The sequence below is a fragment of the Chlamydia felis Fe/C-56 genome (genome assembly GCF_000009945.1).
Classification (GTDB): Bacteria; Chlamydiota; Chlamydiia; order Chlamydiales; family Chlamydiaceae; genus Chlamydia; species Chlamydia felis.
In genome coordinates this window covers 672644-688392 of sequence record NC_007899.1, presented here as the reverse complement: position 1 = coordinate 688392, position 15749 = coordinate 672644, and the positions used below count along the sequence as shown (strand labels likewise).

The window sequence follows — 15749 nt, the reverse complement described above, 5'->3', positions numbered from 1 at the left end:
ATCATTCTCTAGGAAGAAGAAGAACGGCAGTAACGTTGTTCTTTTTTATTGGAGTGTCTATCACATTAGGTTCTGGATGGGAATTGCGGTAGCGAGAAGAGAAAAAAATCTCATGTTCGGTATACGTACATCTTTCAGAAATAGTAATTTTAGAATCAGAAATTCCAAGATCTCGCAGTTGCTTTCTTGCGATAGCACGAAAATCTAAATGATTTTCCTTTGGCATAAAGTTAAAAAAGCTGGGGGGAAATAGTTCTCTATAATCAGGATAAATGGCGTAGTCGGGGCCTAGAGAAGGTCCTATAACAACGATCAAATCCTGAGGACGGGAATTATACACACGTTTTAATGTGGACACCGTTACTGCATAGATATTCCCAACAAGTCCTCGCCACCCACTGTGTACATTAGCAACAATGTGTTTTTCCGGATCATAGAAGATCGCTGGCTGGCAATCAGAATGGCGAATATGTAGGGAAAGCATAGGATCACTGGTATATAACCCGTCTGCAGGACATCCTGTAGGGGTTGTATATGTGGCGTGACGTAAACTTGTGCTGTGTACCTGATGAAGATCACAAAAACTCTCAGCACCTAGATCTTTGCGAATTTGCTCATTTTTAGGAACATAGACATAACCTTCAGCATCTTTTTGTTTAGGAAACAATCCATGCCGTAAGGGTAAGCCAGAGAGTTCGGGGAAAGTCAGTTTATTTAAACTATAGTCAGAAATAGGTTGTGTCATAGCTAAAACGTATTATTCGGGATCTTTCCATACACCATGTTCTTGCAAAAGACGAAAGAGTTCTTCTTCGGCATCTTCCATGGGAATATGTGCTTTTACACACGTATGCTTTACATAGAGATCAATCATTCCTGTTTTAGATCCAACGAATCCAAAATCAGCATCTGCCATTTCTCCAGGACCATTAACTATACATCCCATAACAGCGATTTTTAATCCTACAAGATGTTTTGTTTTGTTGCGAATTCGTGTTGTTACTTCGGGAAGATCGAAGAGAGTTCTTCCACATCCCGGACATGAGATGTACTCTGTTTTCACTAAACGCACGCCAGCACTTTGTAAAGTGCCAAAGGCTATTTCTCGAACAGTGGGTAGAGGAATATTGGGAAGGTCTAAAATTACACCCTCTCCTAAACCATCAAGAAGTAGAGCTCCAAATTCTGTAGCTATAGATACTGTCGCTTCATATTCGTCATCGAGATCTTTTGAAAATACCAATTTCACAGGCTGATCTTCACACTGTCTTTTAGAAAAGAAAGATCTTACGCTGTGAATAAACGGAGGTGTTGCGTGACAGTGTACAAAGGGAGCGCTTAAAACCTGCTCGTTATTCCAGATTTCTTCATTATAGTCATACAGGCAGGGAACTTCGTGGTGATGGAAAACGCTCATGTGCTTTTGTAACTTCTCAATAATAGAGGTTCCCAAAAAACTTTTGGGAATAACTACGCCTTCGGGTGCAGTGGCATCTTTTTTCCCGTTAGTAGGGTTTATACCAAGTTGTTCAAGAAGCCTTTCCGCGGTCGTGTTTAAAATATGATGCTCGTGTAGCTTGATAAATACTCCATAAACAGATCCCCATGGGGTTGTTTTTGTAATTTTCTTAGAAGCATTGACAAAACTTTCCGAGTTTTCTAAAGCAAAGGGATTTTCCTGTTTAGGAAGATTAAGATATATTGTTGTGTGCTTTAACAAACTTTCACAAACAGGGATTTCTTCAGTAGGACACCCTGTTAACGAACAACGAATAGTGTCTCCTAAACCTTCTGTAAGCAGCGTGCCAATACCCACAGCAGATTTGATAATCCCATCCATTCCCATTCCAGCTTCTGTAACACCTAGGTGTAGGGGATAATGCCAGCCCCGAGCATCAAGATCTTTTGCAAGTTGGCGATAAGCTGCAACCATAACCTTGGGATTACTCGATTTCATCGAAAAAACAACATCGCGATAGCCAAGATTTTCACATACTTTGATATACTCAAGAGCAGAAACTACCATGCCCTCAATGGTGTCTCCATAACGTTGCATAATGCGTTCAGAAAGAGAACCATGATTCACGCCGATTCTCATCGCTTTTCCTAGACGTTTGCACTTTTCTACAAGAGGAGAGAATTTTTCTTCTAATCGAAGAAGACTATCAGCATAGTTTTTATCCGTATAAGTTTTTCCTGAGAACATATTGCGCTTGTCAACAAAGTTCCCAGGATTGATACGTACTTTATCTACGAAATCTGCAACGTGCATCGCTGCTTGAGGAAAGAAATGGATATCCGCAACAAGAGGAATATCAAGACCCATAGTTAGCAGGCGTTCTTTTATATGCTCACATGCCTGAGCTTCCTTAACTCCCTGTACAGTAACACGAGCAATATCACATTTAGCTTCTACTAAGGAGCAAATCTGAGCAACTGTGGCATCAACATCCGAGGTCGGTGTTGTTGTCATAGATTGCATTTTTATTGAATGTTCACTGCCTACAAAAAGACTCCCAATTTTAACTGAGTGCGTATAACGTCTAGCAGTTTGTTTTTTAAAGGGAGAAATAATCATAAAAACCTAAAATAATTTTATTGCGGGAATGAAGAATCATTACCTGGAAGTGGGAGAAAAATATCCATAGAATAAAGTCGACGGTAAAGTTTAACCTATTTGAAGGCATTCATCAAAAAGAAAAAAATAGATTGAGTAAAGGAAAATCTTAAAGAAAATAAAAACAGACGAGTTGTTAAAGAGTATTTGTTTTTTAACATTCGTGTGTTTTCTGTCTATGATCTTTATGTTTATGGGTTTAGATTGGTCCGGGATTTTCTTCGGACCAATCTCTAAGGGTGGGAAAGATAGAAAAATTTAAGATAACGATTATTTAAAAGATGTCTGGAAAATCCTCATCGTCAATAGTGTCATCGATATAAGTTTGACCGAAGTCCATAGGCTTAGGTTTTCGCAAAGGATTTCCGCCCATACCATAAAAACAAACAGAGAATTTGCTATCTTTATTTTGAGCTATTTCTGTTAGCGCCAAGGATAGGGCCTCTCCTACTCTACTGTCAAAATCTCCGTCAAATTGTGCGAACATATCGATATAAAAGTCATTGTTATTACCTTTAGGAAAAAGAAGATCGTGCCCATAAATTCCTATACTATGAATACCCTCAGTCATTAAAGATTTAAAGAGACCAACAAACATCTCTTTTTGATCCTCTAAGCTTCTTTTCCCATAAAGGGGGTGACGCCTATCCCCGGGTTGTTCATTTGGTGTTTTGGGATAGTGACCAAAGGGATTCCAGATATTAATAAGATATTGTGGGCTCTCTTCTGAGGAGGGCGTTACGGAACTATTCCACGCAGTGCGAGACCATCCAGCGGGTTGTTTAGTTTTTTGGGAAAATTCTGCGAGATTTGTATTCCAGTTATGGTCCCCAAGTTCTAATTTAAACATTTCTAAAGAACTATTGTTAACGGTGCTAGGCTTGGTGAGATTTGCTTCTGGGGGTATAAAACAAGCTCTGGATACACCCTTACCGTTATCTAGAATTGGAGAGAAAAGAGACGGAATCTTAAACGTCACTAACCGAACTTTAGAGTTGTTTTTTGCTGTAAAGACATTGACATCTTCAATTGCAGGAGACTGCATATCTTTAGGTAGAGACGTGCTTTCTTTGAAGTTTGTTTTTAGGGCATCGGCAAGACCCGAGGAAAGAAAATTATAAGATCTGCTTTTTTCAAAAGTTCCTTGAATTCTTTTTCTAACATTTGTCTTGGTACTTTCTGGTAACAAGGCTAAAGAAGTTCCTAATAAAATTGCTCCCAGAGTAATCCCTACGGCTGTAGCAACTGCTAGGCCTGGCGCTCCAAGTGCTCCTAAAGTAATCCCGCAAACCATCCCTGCAACTAGAGTTAGACCTCCAAGGATCGCAATGATCTTTTGAGAAGTCTCTCGTACGCGAGGATTGTGTAAAACTCCATTTATGTATCCTTTTATGGGGAAACGCTGTTTCGGAGCTAAATAAAACGGTTGGTGTGGCGGTAACGGTTTGTTATCCGAAGAAATTTTTTTTTGGTGACATAGTTAAAATTTTAAACAAAAATGAGAATAAAGTAATTTCTTTTTGTCTGTTTTTATTTTAACTATTTTGTTTGTCATTGAAAATCAGATTTTTGTGGTGTTTAGGTTTATAAGAGAAATCATGATTTAAATGTTCTAATAAAGACAGTATTTACATGTGTTTTGGATGAGCGGGGGAATGTTATCCCCTGTCTTGCGACAATATGAGAGTGGGACCGGTCGGGATGTTCTTATAAGAATCCGCGGGAGGTTTGAAGCAAATTGCCTGGCGCATAAAATAATACACTTATTTTATGCGCCAAGCTTTCCTATTTTAATGTAATTATGTCTCTAACCTAAAGGAGAATCTGTTATATCAGTAACAACAATAATCATTTCAGAGTTGGGATTTTTCGTTGCAAAGTTTTGGGCAGCTGTTACCAAAGCTGCTTTTACAGCGTTTATCCATAACTCGCGAACATTGTGACCATTTTTAACTATATTATGGGGAGGGGCATAGATACTGGATGATATTAAGGGAAGCTGAACATACCTAGATCCTTTTTCCAGAGCCTTATTAAAGCAATTTTCGTAGGCTTTACTAACTACCTGGAAGCATTTTTCTGGGTCATTGTTCAGAGAGCTGGCCATGGGTCCTAGAAGCTGCGCGAAAAACGCAGGTTGTCCGGATGCCATATCGTTGTTCGAACCATCACGGTTTATCCATTTTCCTGCAGTACATTCACCAACTTCTAATTGTTCTTTGTCCTCTCTTGAGTTTAACCATCCTTGACGATGTACTACTGTTGAAAATGCTCTATTTGTTCCACCACCCCCGGCATGCATTGCGCTATTGGCGGCGTTTACCAACATAGGGGAAAGACCCTGTGTGGTAAATCTAGGTTTAGTAACACTTCCGGTGGTAGACACCAGAGTAGTTCTTGTATTTGCCAACTTCCATCCCGAGAATGGAGCCGTAGCGTTAACAGGATCAAATAGAGTGGTATCGACATCACCTGGGGATGCAAGTTGCGTCCATCCGGTAAGTAGGTGTTCGTGGCTTGGAATAGTAATGAGAGATACGGGGATATCGATAGATTGAGATGGAGTTGGAGGAATTAAGGGGCTTGGTACATCAGGAGATGGAGGGAGTAGTGATTCGGAGAGGGACTCGGAATGGATAGTGGGTAATTTTTCGCTTGGACGAGGGAGTGCTGGTTGGGTGATTTCTGGAATCATAAGTTTTGGGTTTTCTGGAGCCCCTTCTTCTATCTTAGGAGTTTCTGGAAGACCTGAAGGTTTCTTATTGAGAAGAACGCAGCAAGCTACAGCAATAATGGAAAAGACAACCACTAGAGAGCAGCCAAGGATGGGATTGATTGAGTTATGGCTAGAGTTAGGGCTATCACAAGCCCTGCGATGGACAAGGCGGAAACAGCAATAAGTGTTATTTTTTTAGAAGCAATCCCAGATTTATTCTGGCCGCTCTGCGTTATAGAGGGGAGTGTCTTAGGAATAGAATAAGACGTCCTCTGGGTATTGATAGGGAGTGACATAAAATATTGGGTTTTAAAAGATAAACATTAATATTTTACAGCATATCTTTCCTGAGATGTAGGCTTTTTTTTTCAAGTAATTTGTCTTTGAAAGATCGCAAAAGAAAAAAATCCCCAGAGAAGAGGGGGGAATTTTTGTTTTTTGATTTAAGAGATAGAAAAGATCAAGATATTTACACTATGCAAATGTAAATATCTTAATCTTTCTCATTCTTCTAAGAAGATAGGATTTAAAAAGTGACTTTAACGCAACCACCGTTGATTTTGCATTGGCAGGCTAAACGTTCATTGGAATCCTCAGGATCACCAAGAAAGTCTTTTTCTTCTTCGGTAAAGCTTGAAAGATTCTCTTGTCCTTCTAAAACTTCAATAACACATGTACCACATACACCTTCTGTGCAAGCAAAAGGCACACCTGAAGATTCACAAGATTCGGCAATGCTAGAACCCTCCTCCAGCTCAAACTCTTGCGTTTCGTCATCGGATGAAATGATCAACTTCGCCATTTATGATTTCCTGAAAATCTTTTGTTATAAAGAACCTAACCGTTCGGAGTAGAGGGATTCGAACCCCCGACCTATTGCTCCCAAAGCAACCGCGCTAACCAGGCTGCGCTATACTCCGTACAAATGTCTTTAAGAAATAAAGACCTTAGCATAGAAGAAAATAGTCTACAAGATAAACATAAATGAAAATCAGCGATTTTCGGACATAAGAGTTTTTCTTGAAGATATATATTTTTTGTCATTATTGAAGAAAACAGGAGAGGCTCAGAAGGGAGGCGCTTGGTGACAAGCAAACAAGAGACACTATGGCGAATGGCTCTCATTCCCTTGGGCATTCTTTTTTCTTTTTTAGTTCCTTTGCCCCAAGCATTGTTAGACGCCGGTCTGTGTATCAATTTTATCTTATCCCTAACTGTTGTATTCTGGGTGTTTTCAGTAAAATCTAGTCTTGAGGCTAAGCTCTTTCCCTCATTATTTTTATACCTTTGCTTATTTCGTTTGGGATTGAATCTTGCTTCAACCCGACTGATTTTATCTTCGGGTTGGGCATCTCCTATGATTTTTTCCTTAGGAAATTTCTTTTCTTCAGGGAATTTAGGAGCAGGAATCGCAGCCTGCTGTCTGTTCTTTTTGGTAAATTTTCTTGTAATAGCTAAGGGATCAGAAAGAGTCGCTGAAGTGCGTGCGCGATTTATTTTAGAAGCTCTTCCTGGAAAACAAATGTCTCTAGATGCTGATCTCTTGCATGGAAGAGCCTCGGGGTTCGATATCGAAAAACAAAAACAAGACCTTTTTGAGGAGAGTGATTTTTTTTCTGCAATGGAGGGAGTTTTTCGCTTTGTCAAGGGAGACGCGGTTGTTGGATGTATTCTTCTGATCGTCAACTTTTTATCTGCCACCTACTTTTCTTGCTCTTTGGATTGCACTACGGATAGCTTATGGCTAACAGTGGTTGGAGATGCTTTGGTAAGTCAAGTGCCCGCACTATTGACATCGTGTGCTGCTGCTACATTGATATCTAAGGTTGGACAAAAAGAATCCCTACTTGAACATATTATGGATTATTACGAACAAGCACGGATCCATTTTCGAATCATTGCTCTTTTACTTTCTTCATTGTTGTTTGTTCCCGGGGTCCCTAAAGCTCCTGTGCTTGCTTGTGTCATTGCATTATTCATTTCACATAAACAGAAAAAAGATATCCAAAACCACTCGCTTGTATCTGAAGGCTTCCAAAAAATATACCTAAACCTACCCGTAGATTACACAGGAGAAAGCCCTCGTGAGATGTACCTTCTTGCTCGTGAGGAGATTTTCAATGAAACAGGCATTTTATTGCCTCAAGAGATGCAAATTGTGAGATCTGAGAAAAAGGCATCTTTAAGTGGTGGTGGGCAGCATTTTTATCTTGAAGAAGTATCGCTAACTCATCTGTTGCCGATCTTAAGAAATCTAGTGCCAGAGGCTATTCATGGAAAGATTGTTAAAGCTCTTATAAGAGATGCGCAAAATATTTTGGGCATCTCCGTTGACGAAATTATTCCGAAAAAGATTTCAGAAAATTCGCTTCTCTTTTTGCTCAAAGCTTTAGTTAAGGAACGCATATCTATAAGGTTATTTCCTAAGATATTGGAAGCGATAGCATTGTGTGGGTCTCCGGAGGATAGTCAGGAGATGCTTTCCGAGAAGATCAGAAAATATCTAGGAAAGCATATAGGAAGGGCTCTTTGGGATAAGGAAAATACTTTAGAGGTGATTACTGTAGATTCGCATGTAGAGAGAATGATAGGTGACTTGTACTCAAAATCTAACCCGATGATGTGCGATAAGGTTGTTCACCAAGTGCGGTCGATTCTTACGCAATCCGGAGATGGAGGTTTCCGAGCTATCATTACCGGATGTGAATCGCGTTTCGAGTTAAGGAAAATGATTGAACCTCACTTTCCAGATCTTCTTGTTTTATCGCACAACGAACTTCCTGAAGAAATACCCATTTCCTTGCTGGGGTCTGTTTCCGACGAGGTTTTGGCTCTTTAGTTGTAGAATTAGTCTAATTACAAGAAGAAAATTCTTTTAATAGGGGTGTTGTTTAAAATGTTTTTTTAATTTAATCTTAAAATAATTACATAAGAAAAAATTTGTGAAAACACAAAATACGCAAAACATTTCTGAGATTTGGGAATTATATTGGGAAACTCAAAAGATCGAGTATCGTGATACTTTGATCGATCTTTATCTGCATTTAGTCAAGTGTGTTGTACATCGCTTGATTTCAGGTATGCCCTCCCATATAAAAACCGAGGATCTTTACGCTTCCGGGGTTGAGGGGTTAGTGCGTGCTGTCGAACGCTTTAATCCTGAAAAAAGTCGTCGATTTGAAGGGTATGCGTTATTTTTAATCAAAGCTGCAATTATCGATGATCTAAGAAAACAGGACTGGGTGCCAAGAAGCGTGCATCAAAAGGCCAATAAGCTTTCTGATGCCATGGATACTTTACGGCAGTCATTAGGCAGAGAACCCACGGATGGTGATCTTTGTGAATATTTTCAAATCTCTCAGCAAGAGCTTTCCGGCTGGTTCGTTTCGGCACGTCCTGCCTTGATTATATCCTTAAATGAGGAAAGGCCCTTGCTATCTGATGGTGAGTCCGGAGTGGCTTTAGAGGAGCGTATTCCTGATGAACGAGCTGAAACAGGGTATGATATTGTAGATAGAAAAGAGTTCTCCTCGTTTTTAGCAAACGCTATAGAGGGCCTTGAGGAAAAGGAACGAAAAGTCATGGCCCTGTACTATTACGAAGAGCTAGTTCTTAAGGAAATTGGAAAAATTCTTGGAGTTAGCGAATCACGAGTATCTCAGATTCATTCGAAGGCCCTCATTAAACTTCGGGCGTCGTTATCAGCTTTTCTCTAATTGTTCCACTTCTTTCTTAACGGGACCAATGAAGTTTACAATAATTCCAAGGCTTAAACATAGTCCACCGACAGCGCTAAGTAGTAAGAACCAGATATTTGTCGTAAGTATTAAAGCCGAGCAGCTTCCGACTACAGCTAAAACCGCAAGTATTATGAGAACCACAGAAGTAATGCGAATTAACTTGGTAGAGGGAGTAAACTTGCATACGCCTCTTTGTTCTGGGGTAATATTTAGAGTGTTTTCTGAAGTTGGAGCCACCATAATTGGGAACCTTTAAGTAAAAAATTGATCTATTTTAAATCAAAATTGAATTAACTTCTATTGTTTTCAGTGCCGGTCTCCAAAGCTGAGAAGGGAATCTTGCATATAAGAAGACTGGTGGTTAAGATAGTACTTCAATTATTAAGATTTTTTGTTATTGCAATGCGGGATTTCATAAAATATTTGAAAGATAGGGGAATCCTGGAGGATTTTTCCTCGGGACTGGACAATGTGATCTCTCCTGTTTCTGCTTACATTGGTTTTGATCCTACAGCACCCTCTCTCCATATCGGACACTGGCTAGGTATATGTTTTTTGCGTAGGATGGCCACATTTGGCGTGACTCCCATGGCCCTAGTAGGCTCTGCCACAGGAATGATAGGAGATCCTTCGGGGAAAAGCGTGGAGCGTAGTTTACTTGAAAGGAATCAGGTAGCTTATAATAGCCAGAAGCTCTCAGAATGTCTTTCTCATTACTTGCCCGAAGTGCAAATAGTTAATAACTTAGATTGGTTTAAAGACACAACGGTGATTGATTTTCTTCGAGATGTAGGAAAGCATTTTCGACTGGGAACCATGCTAAGTAAGGATACGATTAAACAGCGTATTCAATCCGAAGAAGGAATCAGTTATACGGAATTTAGCTACATCCTCCTTCAGTCATATGATTTTGCCCACCTATTTGAAAAGCATGGGGTAAGTCTGCAATGTGGAGGAAGTGATCAGTGGGGGAATATTACCTCAGGAATTGATTACATTCGTCGTCGGGGATTAGGACAGGCCTATGGTTTGACCTATCCGTTATTGACAAATAGCCAGGGGAAAAAGATTGGCAAAACGGAGACGGGAACTATTTGGTTAGATCCTAATCTAACCTCTCCTTATGAGTTGTATCAGTACTTTTTAAGATTGCCAGATCAAGAGACTCCTAAAATAGCGCGCATGCTAACTTTATTGAGTAATGAGGAAATCTTTGATTTAGATCAGAAGTTTCTCTTGGATCCGATAGCTGTGAAAAGGTTTGTTGCCGAGACTATAGTAGCCTCTATACATGGAGAAGGGGGGCTGCAAGAAGCTCTGGCTGTTACTCAAAGTATGCATCCCGGAAGAGTATCTTTTATTTCTGAGAAAGATTTCCAAGACCTTATTTCTATGGGACAGGGAGTATCTTTAGAAAGATCTCAAACTATCGGTAAGCGATGGGTAGATCTCTTTGTTGATGTTGGAGTTTGTGGTTCTAAAGGAGAAGCTAGAAGATTGGTCAAGCAAAAGGGGCTTTATGTAAATAGTGATCCCGTAGCTGATGAGCAGAGTGTTTTTGAAGAAGCTCAGATTTGTTTCGATCAATATGTTTTACTAGCACAAGGAAAAAAGAAAAAGTTAGTTTTGCGTCTAATTTAAGTGTTGAGGAGGATCGGTGGCAGAGCAAGCAGATATCGGACTAATTGGTTTAGCTGTGATGGGGAAGAACCTTGTATTAAATATGATAGATCATGGTTTTTCTGTTTCTGTCTACAATCGGAGCCCCGAGAAAACTCGAGAATTTCTTCAGGATCATTCTCACAACATAAGTCTTCAGGGACACGAAAATTTAGAAGCTTTTGTTCGCTCCTTAAAACGTCCCAGAAAAGTTATGCTTATGATCAAGGCAGGGGCTCCTGTAGATCAGAGTATCGAGTCATTATTACCTTATCTTGAAGCTGGTGATATTATTATTGACGGAGGAAACAGTTATTATAGGGATTCTGAGAGACGGTGCCAAGACCTTAAGGGCAAGGGTATACTGTTCATAGGTATGGGAATTTCTGGAGGTGAAGAGGGGGCTCGATATGGACCTTCTATTATGCCTGGAGGTAATAGCGATGCTTGGCCACACATAGCTTCCATCTTTCAAGGAATCGCCGCAAAGGTTAATGGGAATCCTTGTTGTAGTTGGGTTGGTCCAGGGGGCGCGGGTCATTATGTGAAAACCGTACATAATGGCATTGAGTACGGAGACATACAGCTAATCTGCGAAGCTTATGGATTGTTAAGAACGCGCCTAGATATATCTCCCGAGGCTGTATCATCGATTTTTTCTGAGTGGAATTCTCGTGAGTTAGAAAGTTACCTAATGAGAATTGCTGTAGAAGTTCTTTCTCTAAAAGATTCTGATGGTTTCCCCGTGATTGACACAATTTTAGATGTTGCGGGACAAAAAGGAACAGGTCGCTGGACAGCCTTGGATGCTATTGATTCTGGTGTTCCTCTTTCCCTAATCATTGAATCCGTATTGGCTAGATTTCTTTCCTCATGGAAAACTATTCGTGAGCAAGCAGCTCGAGAACTTCCCGGAATTCCTATAGTTTTTGAAAAACCTAGAGATCCTCATCTTTTTATTGAAGATGTATTCCGGGCATTATACGCTTCGAAGATTGTTAGTTATGCTCAAGGATTTATGCTATTAAAACAGGCTTCTGAAGAGCATCAATGGGATCTTAATTTTGGAGAACTCGCTTTATTATGGAGAGGGGGATGTATAATCCAAAGTGTCTTTTTGGATGCTATTCATAAAGGATTTGAAAAAGAACCAGAATCTCCTTCGCTAATTTTACAGACCTATTTCAAATCCGCGTTGCAAAATTCTGAATCGGGATGGCGCAGAACAGTCGCGTACGCAGTTGGTTCGGGATACCCTGTTCCTTGTTTAGCAGCTGCCTTGACATTCTATGATGGTTATCGAACCAAAGACTCCTCAATAGCTCTGGCACAAGGACTGAGAGATTATTTTGGAGCGCATACTTATGAACGTAAGGATAGACCTCGAGGGGAGTTCTACCATACGGATTGGATAGGGACTAAAACTACAACGCTAGTAGAATGATTTTTATAAAGCGCGACGATTTGACATAGACATGGTAGGTATTTCTTTGGGGGTATTTCGATATCCTTTTTTTCTCCCCGGCCTTCCCTCAAGGGTCTTGATTGTTGGAGTAATAAAAAGAAGTAGAGATTTGCTAGGGAACCGGGCTCCCTTTATAGAAAAGCGCTCTAATTTATTGGAGTAGGGTTAATCTATTTTTAGAACTTCAATAAAAGCTGTATTTGGGATAGAGACTTTCCCAAATTCTTTCATACGCTTTTTACCCTTTTTTTGTTTTTCCCAAAGCTTGCGTTTTCTAGTGATGTCCCCACCATAACACTTTGCTGTGACATTCTTTGAAAGAGCGCGAATTGTTTCCCGAGCAATCACTTTTTTATTAATAGCAGCTTGGATGGGAATTTTAAATAGTTGTTGAGGAATGACATCAACTAACTTTTCGCAGATACTTCTTCCGCGAGCCTCTGCCTTATCCCTATGTACGAGACAAGAAAAAGCATCGACTGGCTCGTCATTGATTAGAATTTCAAGCTTTATGATAGCTCCCTTGCGATAATCTCCTAAACGATAATCAAAAGATCCGTAACCCTTGGTTACTGATTTTAACTTGTCATTAAAATCAGAAACAATTTCGTTTAAAGGAAGATCATAAGAAAGAACTAGCCTATGTTGATCGAGCATCTCGGTTTTTAAGCATACACCACGCTTATCCAAGCATAGGTTCATAATACTGCTTAAGTACTCCTGAGGAGTGATGATATTTACATGTACCCAAGGTTCTTCCATATGCTCGATAATCGAAGGATCAGGATAGGCCGTTGGATTGTCTATGAGCAGTGTTTTTCCATTTTTTAAGACGACTTTATAAATCACACTGGGCGCTGTGGCAATAATATCAAGATCAAATTCTCTGATGATTCTTTCAAAGACAATCTCTAAATGTAGCAATCCTAAAAAGCCACAACGGAAGCCAAAGCCTAAAGAATGGCTGCTTTCTTGCTCGATTGTTAGAGCTGAGTCGTTTAGTTGCAAACGACTTAAAGCATCTTTTAAAGTATCAAAATCTGAGGAGTCGATAGGGTAGATACCAGCGAAAACTACAGGATTAATTTCCTTAAACCCATCTAAAGGTACTTTAGCCGGATGTTTTACAGTAGTTACAGTATCACCAATTTTTACATCTTTAACTTTTTTAAGATTGGCTATGAAGTAACCCACCTGACCGGCTCGTAAAGACCCTTCAATTAAAGTGGCTTCAGGAAGAAAAGCTCCAACACCCAATACTTCAAAAGCGGATCCTTTTGTTGCCATAAAAGTAATGCGATCACCCTTTTTAATTTCTCCGCTGATCACACGAACATACACCATAATTCCTACATAAGGATCATAATGGGAATCAAAAATTAAAGCTTTTAATTCAGTTTCTTGAGGGGGAGTTGGCGGAGGAATCAGGTTAATGATTGCCTCAAGAATTTCTGAAATTCCCTCACCAGTTTTTGCTGAGCAAGCAATTGCATGAGTTGTATCCAGACCTATGTAATCTTCTATTTGTTTTCGGATTTTTTCAGGGTTGGCAGCAGGTAGATCAATCTTATTTAAAATGGGGATGATTTCTAGATCTCGTTCTAAGGCTAGATACACATTAGCTAGACTCTGAGCTTGCACACCTTGAGCTGCGTCAACAATAAGAAGAGCTCCCTCACAAGCTGCTAAAGATCGCGATACTTCATAAGAAAAATCCACGTGGCCCGGCGTATCTATGAGGTTAAGCTGATAGACTTCACCGTTGTAGTTATAATACATAGTCACGGGATGTGCTTTGATGGTGATACCACGCTCCCTTTCAAGGTCCATAGAATCAAGAAGCTGCTCACGCATCTCTCTTTGCTCAACGGTACTCGTACTTTCAAGTAGGCGATCAGCAATTGTGGATTTTCCGTGATCAATATGCGCAATTATAGAAAAGTTTCGAATATTTTCTAATTTATACTCTTTCAAAATACGGCAGATGTTTTGTCAATTTCACAGAGAGCCATGTTAGACTGAGAATAGTTAGTTGTCAATACTACTAGAATATAAGAAGATGAGTTTAATTTATTTGAGAAAATAAAATTAGAATAATTCTTGTGTTTGCAATTTGCATATTTTATACATTTATTTTAGCGAATATAGAAACTCTATAGTTAAAATTTAATATTTAGGTTCTTATTTTATTTAGTATAAATTATGAAAGCTTCAGATCTTTTTTCTTCTCAAGCTCTTCCGAAGCAAGAAGCAGTTTGTCGATACATGCACTCAAAGAGACCGAAAACATACCAATTAATCGTATTAATTGTTGTGAGTATTTTATTTATTATTTCAGGTCTTATTTGTTTATCAGTTTTACCATCATCTATAAATTTAACTGTCTCACTAATTCTTGCTAGCTTAGGGTGGTGTATTCTATCTTTTGTTACCGCTCAAATTATAATTAAGTATTCGCAACCAAAAAATCTTCGAATTCCTTTGGGTTTTCGCCGAGTTATAAAAGCAAACTTCCCCAGAGTTTTTTATGATCTTGTAAGTAATCAGGACCTAAGTATTATAAAGCTAAGAGAGTTGGTGTGTTTTATGGATAATTTCGGAAAGAGCCAAAACTCATTGATCAAGAAAAATTTACACAAGTTATCTCCACAACTAAGGAATAATCTAGAGGCTTTTGGTATTGATAACTTTGATATAGAGACCAACCTTCAGGAGCTCCCTGATTTAGATAAATTATTAATAGACAACAGTCCTCTATATTGGATGAAACATTTTATAGAGCTAGGCAGCAATGATGTTTTAAGTAAAAGTTACGAGAAAAACGAGAAACAGGATAGGAGATATTTAGGAGACTACTGGTTTTCTGACATAGGTTTCATATATCAGTCCTTAGATGGGAAGAAATCATCAACGATTTTCAATCTTCATATGTATGGAGTAGTTCAGGAATTAAATGAAAAAGATTATTCCTGCTTGATGACTCACGCCAGGAATAATACTTGGGATCACCAGGATGTCTCTGTCATAGTTGATAGATTGATCATTAGCTCTCAGGGAGACTATAGCAGGTATACTAAAGATAAGGAGCAAGTTATTTCTGGAAACCTACGTGTAGAGTTTACAGAAGAGGAGTTAAGGAACCTTCTTTTGCGTATATGTTTGCATGGATTTTCTTGGGATCAATTACAACTTATTCGATCAGTCTCAATTTCTTCTTGGCTATTTTTATCCTGGATAGATGAATCTTTCTTGGGGGGAGGAGGTATGAAGAAACTAGCGAGACGTTTTCTAGGAGATTTTATTAACGAATCTAGCCTTAATTACGAACCCAGCATAGCTTTATCAACCTATTCTGAACTTAAGAATGTGACTCAGTATAAAAAGTTGATGAATCAAAGATTTACTAATGCTTGTAGGACTATTTGTTTCTACTTTAATCATCAAACAAAATTTCATAAGAAACTAATGAATGTTGATACCTACTTAAATAAGGAAATGAATTCTCCTGGATGTGGCGTGTAGCATTGAATTTTTAAAGGCAAAAAAAAATCC

General features: G+C 39.2%; 12 protein-coding genes and 1 tRNA gene. 5 read left to right on the top strand and 8 right to left on the bottom strand.

Going from position 1 to position 15749, the window contains the following annotated elements:
• Position 1 precedes the first annotated feature (1 nt).
• The 6 genes from pgeF to CF_RS02940 all read right to left on the bottom strand — a co-directional run bounded on the left by pgeF (position 2) and on the right by CF_RS02940 (position 6253).
• Positions 2 to 745: a peptidoglycan editing factor PgeF gene (gene pgeF / locus CF_RS02965; RefSeq protein ID WP_011458137.1), complete on the bottom strand. Its 744-nt coding sequence runs from the start codon at positions 743 to 745 to the stop codon at positions 2 to 4.
• A 12-nt stretch (positions 746 to 757) separates the two neighbouring features.
• A complete protein-coding gene (locus CF_RS02960; protein WP_011458136.1) occupies positions 758 to 2578 on the bottom strand; it encodes a 4-hydroxy-3-methylbut-2-en-1-yl diphosphate synthase in 1821 nt (606 codons plus the stop codon).
• A gap of 313 nt (positions 2579 to 2891) precedes the next feature.
• Positions 2892 to 3911, bottom strand: coding sequence for a hypothetical protein (locus CF_RS02955; protein ID WP_011458135.1), 1020 nt, complete (start codon positions 3909 to 3911; stop codon positions 2892 to 2894).
• Positions 3912 to 4424: 513 nt separating this feature from the next.
• Positions 4425 to 5426, bottom strand: a complete 1002-nt coding sequence (locus CF_RS02950; RefSeq protein ID WP_011458134.1) for a macro domain-containing protein — start codon at positions 5424 to 5426, stop codon at positions 4425 to 4427.
• 433 nt (positions 5427 to 5859) lie between these two features.
• On the bottom strand, positions 5860 to 6135 hold the full coding sequence (locus CF_RS02945; RefSeq protein WP_011458133.1) for a 2Fe-2S iron-sulfur cluster-binding protein: 276 nt from the start codon (positions 6133 to 6135) through the stop codon (positions 5860 to 5862).
• A gap of 43 nt (positions 6136 to 6178) precedes the next feature.
• Positions 6179 to 6253, bottom strand: a tRNA-Pro gene (locus CF_RS02940).
• A 194-nt stretch (positions 6254 to 6447) separates the two neighbouring features.
• Here CF_RS02940 and CF_RS02935 point away from each other — a divergent pair.
• Complete coding sequence (locus CF_RS02935; RefSeq protein ID WP_232500672.1) at positions 6448 to 8172, top strand: EscV/YscV/HrcV family type III secretion system export apparatus protein; 1725 nt, start codon at positions 6448 to 6450, stop codon at positions 8170 to 8172.
• Between the two features lie 103 nt (positions 8173 to 8275).
• A complete protein-coding gene (locus CF_RS02930; RefSeq protein WP_011458131.1) occupies positions 8276 to 9049 on the top strand; it encodes a FliA/WhiG family RNA polymerase sigma factor in 774 nt (257 codons plus the stop codon).
• On the opposite strand, the gene CF_RS02925 is transcribed toward CF_RS02930, so the two are convergent.
• Positions 9035 to 9313: a hypothetical protein gene (locus CF_RS02925; RefSeq protein WP_041467974.1), complete on the bottom strand. Its 279-nt coding sequence runs from the start codon at positions 9311 to 9313 to the stop codon at positions 9035 to 9037. The two genes, CF_RS02930 and CF_RS02925, sit on opposite strands and share 15 nt — an antisense overlap.
• A 162-nt stretch (positions 9314 to 9475) precedes the next feature.
• Between CF_RS02925 and tyrS the strand changes: the two genes are divergently transcribed.
• Both tyrS and gnd read left to right on the top strand, forming a co-directional pair.
• Positions 9476 to 10714, top strand: a complete 1239-nt coding sequence (tyrS, locus tag CF_RS02920) for a tyrosine--tRNA ligase (RefSeq protein ID WP_041468091.1) — start codon at positions 9476 to 9478, stop codon at positions 10712 to 10714.
• Between the two features lie 16 nt (positions 10715 to 10730).
• The gene (gene gnd / locus CF_RS02915) at positions 10731 to 12176 is read left to right on the top strand and encodes a decarboxylating NADP(+)-dependent phosphogluconate dehydrogenase (RefSeq protein ID WP_011458128.1); all 1446 of its coding nucleotides are present in this window, start codon (positions 10731 to 10733) and stop codon (positions 12174 to 12176) included.
• A gap of 186 nt (positions 12177 to 12362) precedes the next feature.
• Here gnd and lepA read toward each other — a convergent pair whose 3' ends face one another.
• Positions 12363 to 14171: a translation elongation factor 4 gene (gene lepA, locus CF_RS02910; RefSeq protein ID WP_011458127.1), complete on the bottom strand. Its 1809-nt coding sequence runs from the start codon at positions 14169 to 14171 to the stop codon at positions 12363 to 12365.
• 228 nt (positions 14172 to 14399) lie between these two features.
• Here lepA and CF_RS02905 point away from each other — a divergent pair, with 228 nt between their 5' ends.
• The gene (locus tag CF_RS02905; RefSeq protein ID WP_011458126.1) at positions 14400 to 15719 is read left to right on the top strand and encodes a DUF1389 domain-containing protein; all 1320 of its coding nucleotides are present in this window, start codon (positions 14400 to 14402) and stop codon (positions 15717 to 15719) included.
• Positions 15720 to 15749: the final 30 nt, after the last annotated feature.

Excerpts from the sequence above, each read along its gene's own strand:
- pgeF (WP_011458137.1), bottom strand. The coding sequence starts at position 745 with ATGACACAACCTATTTCTGACTATAGTTTAAATAAACTGACTTTCCCC.
- CF_RS02960 (WP_011458136.1), bottom strand. The coding sequence starts at position 2,578 with ATGATTATTTCTCCCTTTAAAAAACAAACTGCTAGACGTTATACGCAC.
- CF_RS02955 (WP_011458135.1), bottom strand. The coding sequence starts at position 3,911 with ATGGTTTGCGGGATTACTTTAGGAGCACTTGGAGCGCCAGGCCTAGCA.
- CF_RS02945 (WP_011458133.1), bottom strand. The coding sequence starts at position 6,135 with ATGGCGAAGTTGATCATTTCATCCGATGACGAAACGCAAGAGTTTGAG.
- CF_RS02935 (WP_232500672.1), top strand. The coding sequence starts at position 6,448 with ATGGCTCTCATTCCCTTGGGCATTCTTTTTTCTTTTTTAGTTCCTTTG.
- CF_RS02925 (WP_041467974.1), bottom strand. The coding sequence starts at position 9,313 with ATGGTGGCTCCAACTTCAGAAAACACTCTAAATATTACCCCAGAACAA.
- tyrS (WP_041468091.1), top strand. The coding sequence starts at position 9,476 with ATGCGGGATTTCATAAAATATTTGAAAGATAGGGGAATCCTGGAGGAT.
- CF_RS02905 (WP_011458126.1), top strand. The coding sequence starts at position 14,400 with ATGAAAGCTTCAGATCTTTTTTCTTCTCAAGCTCTTCCGAAGCAAGAA.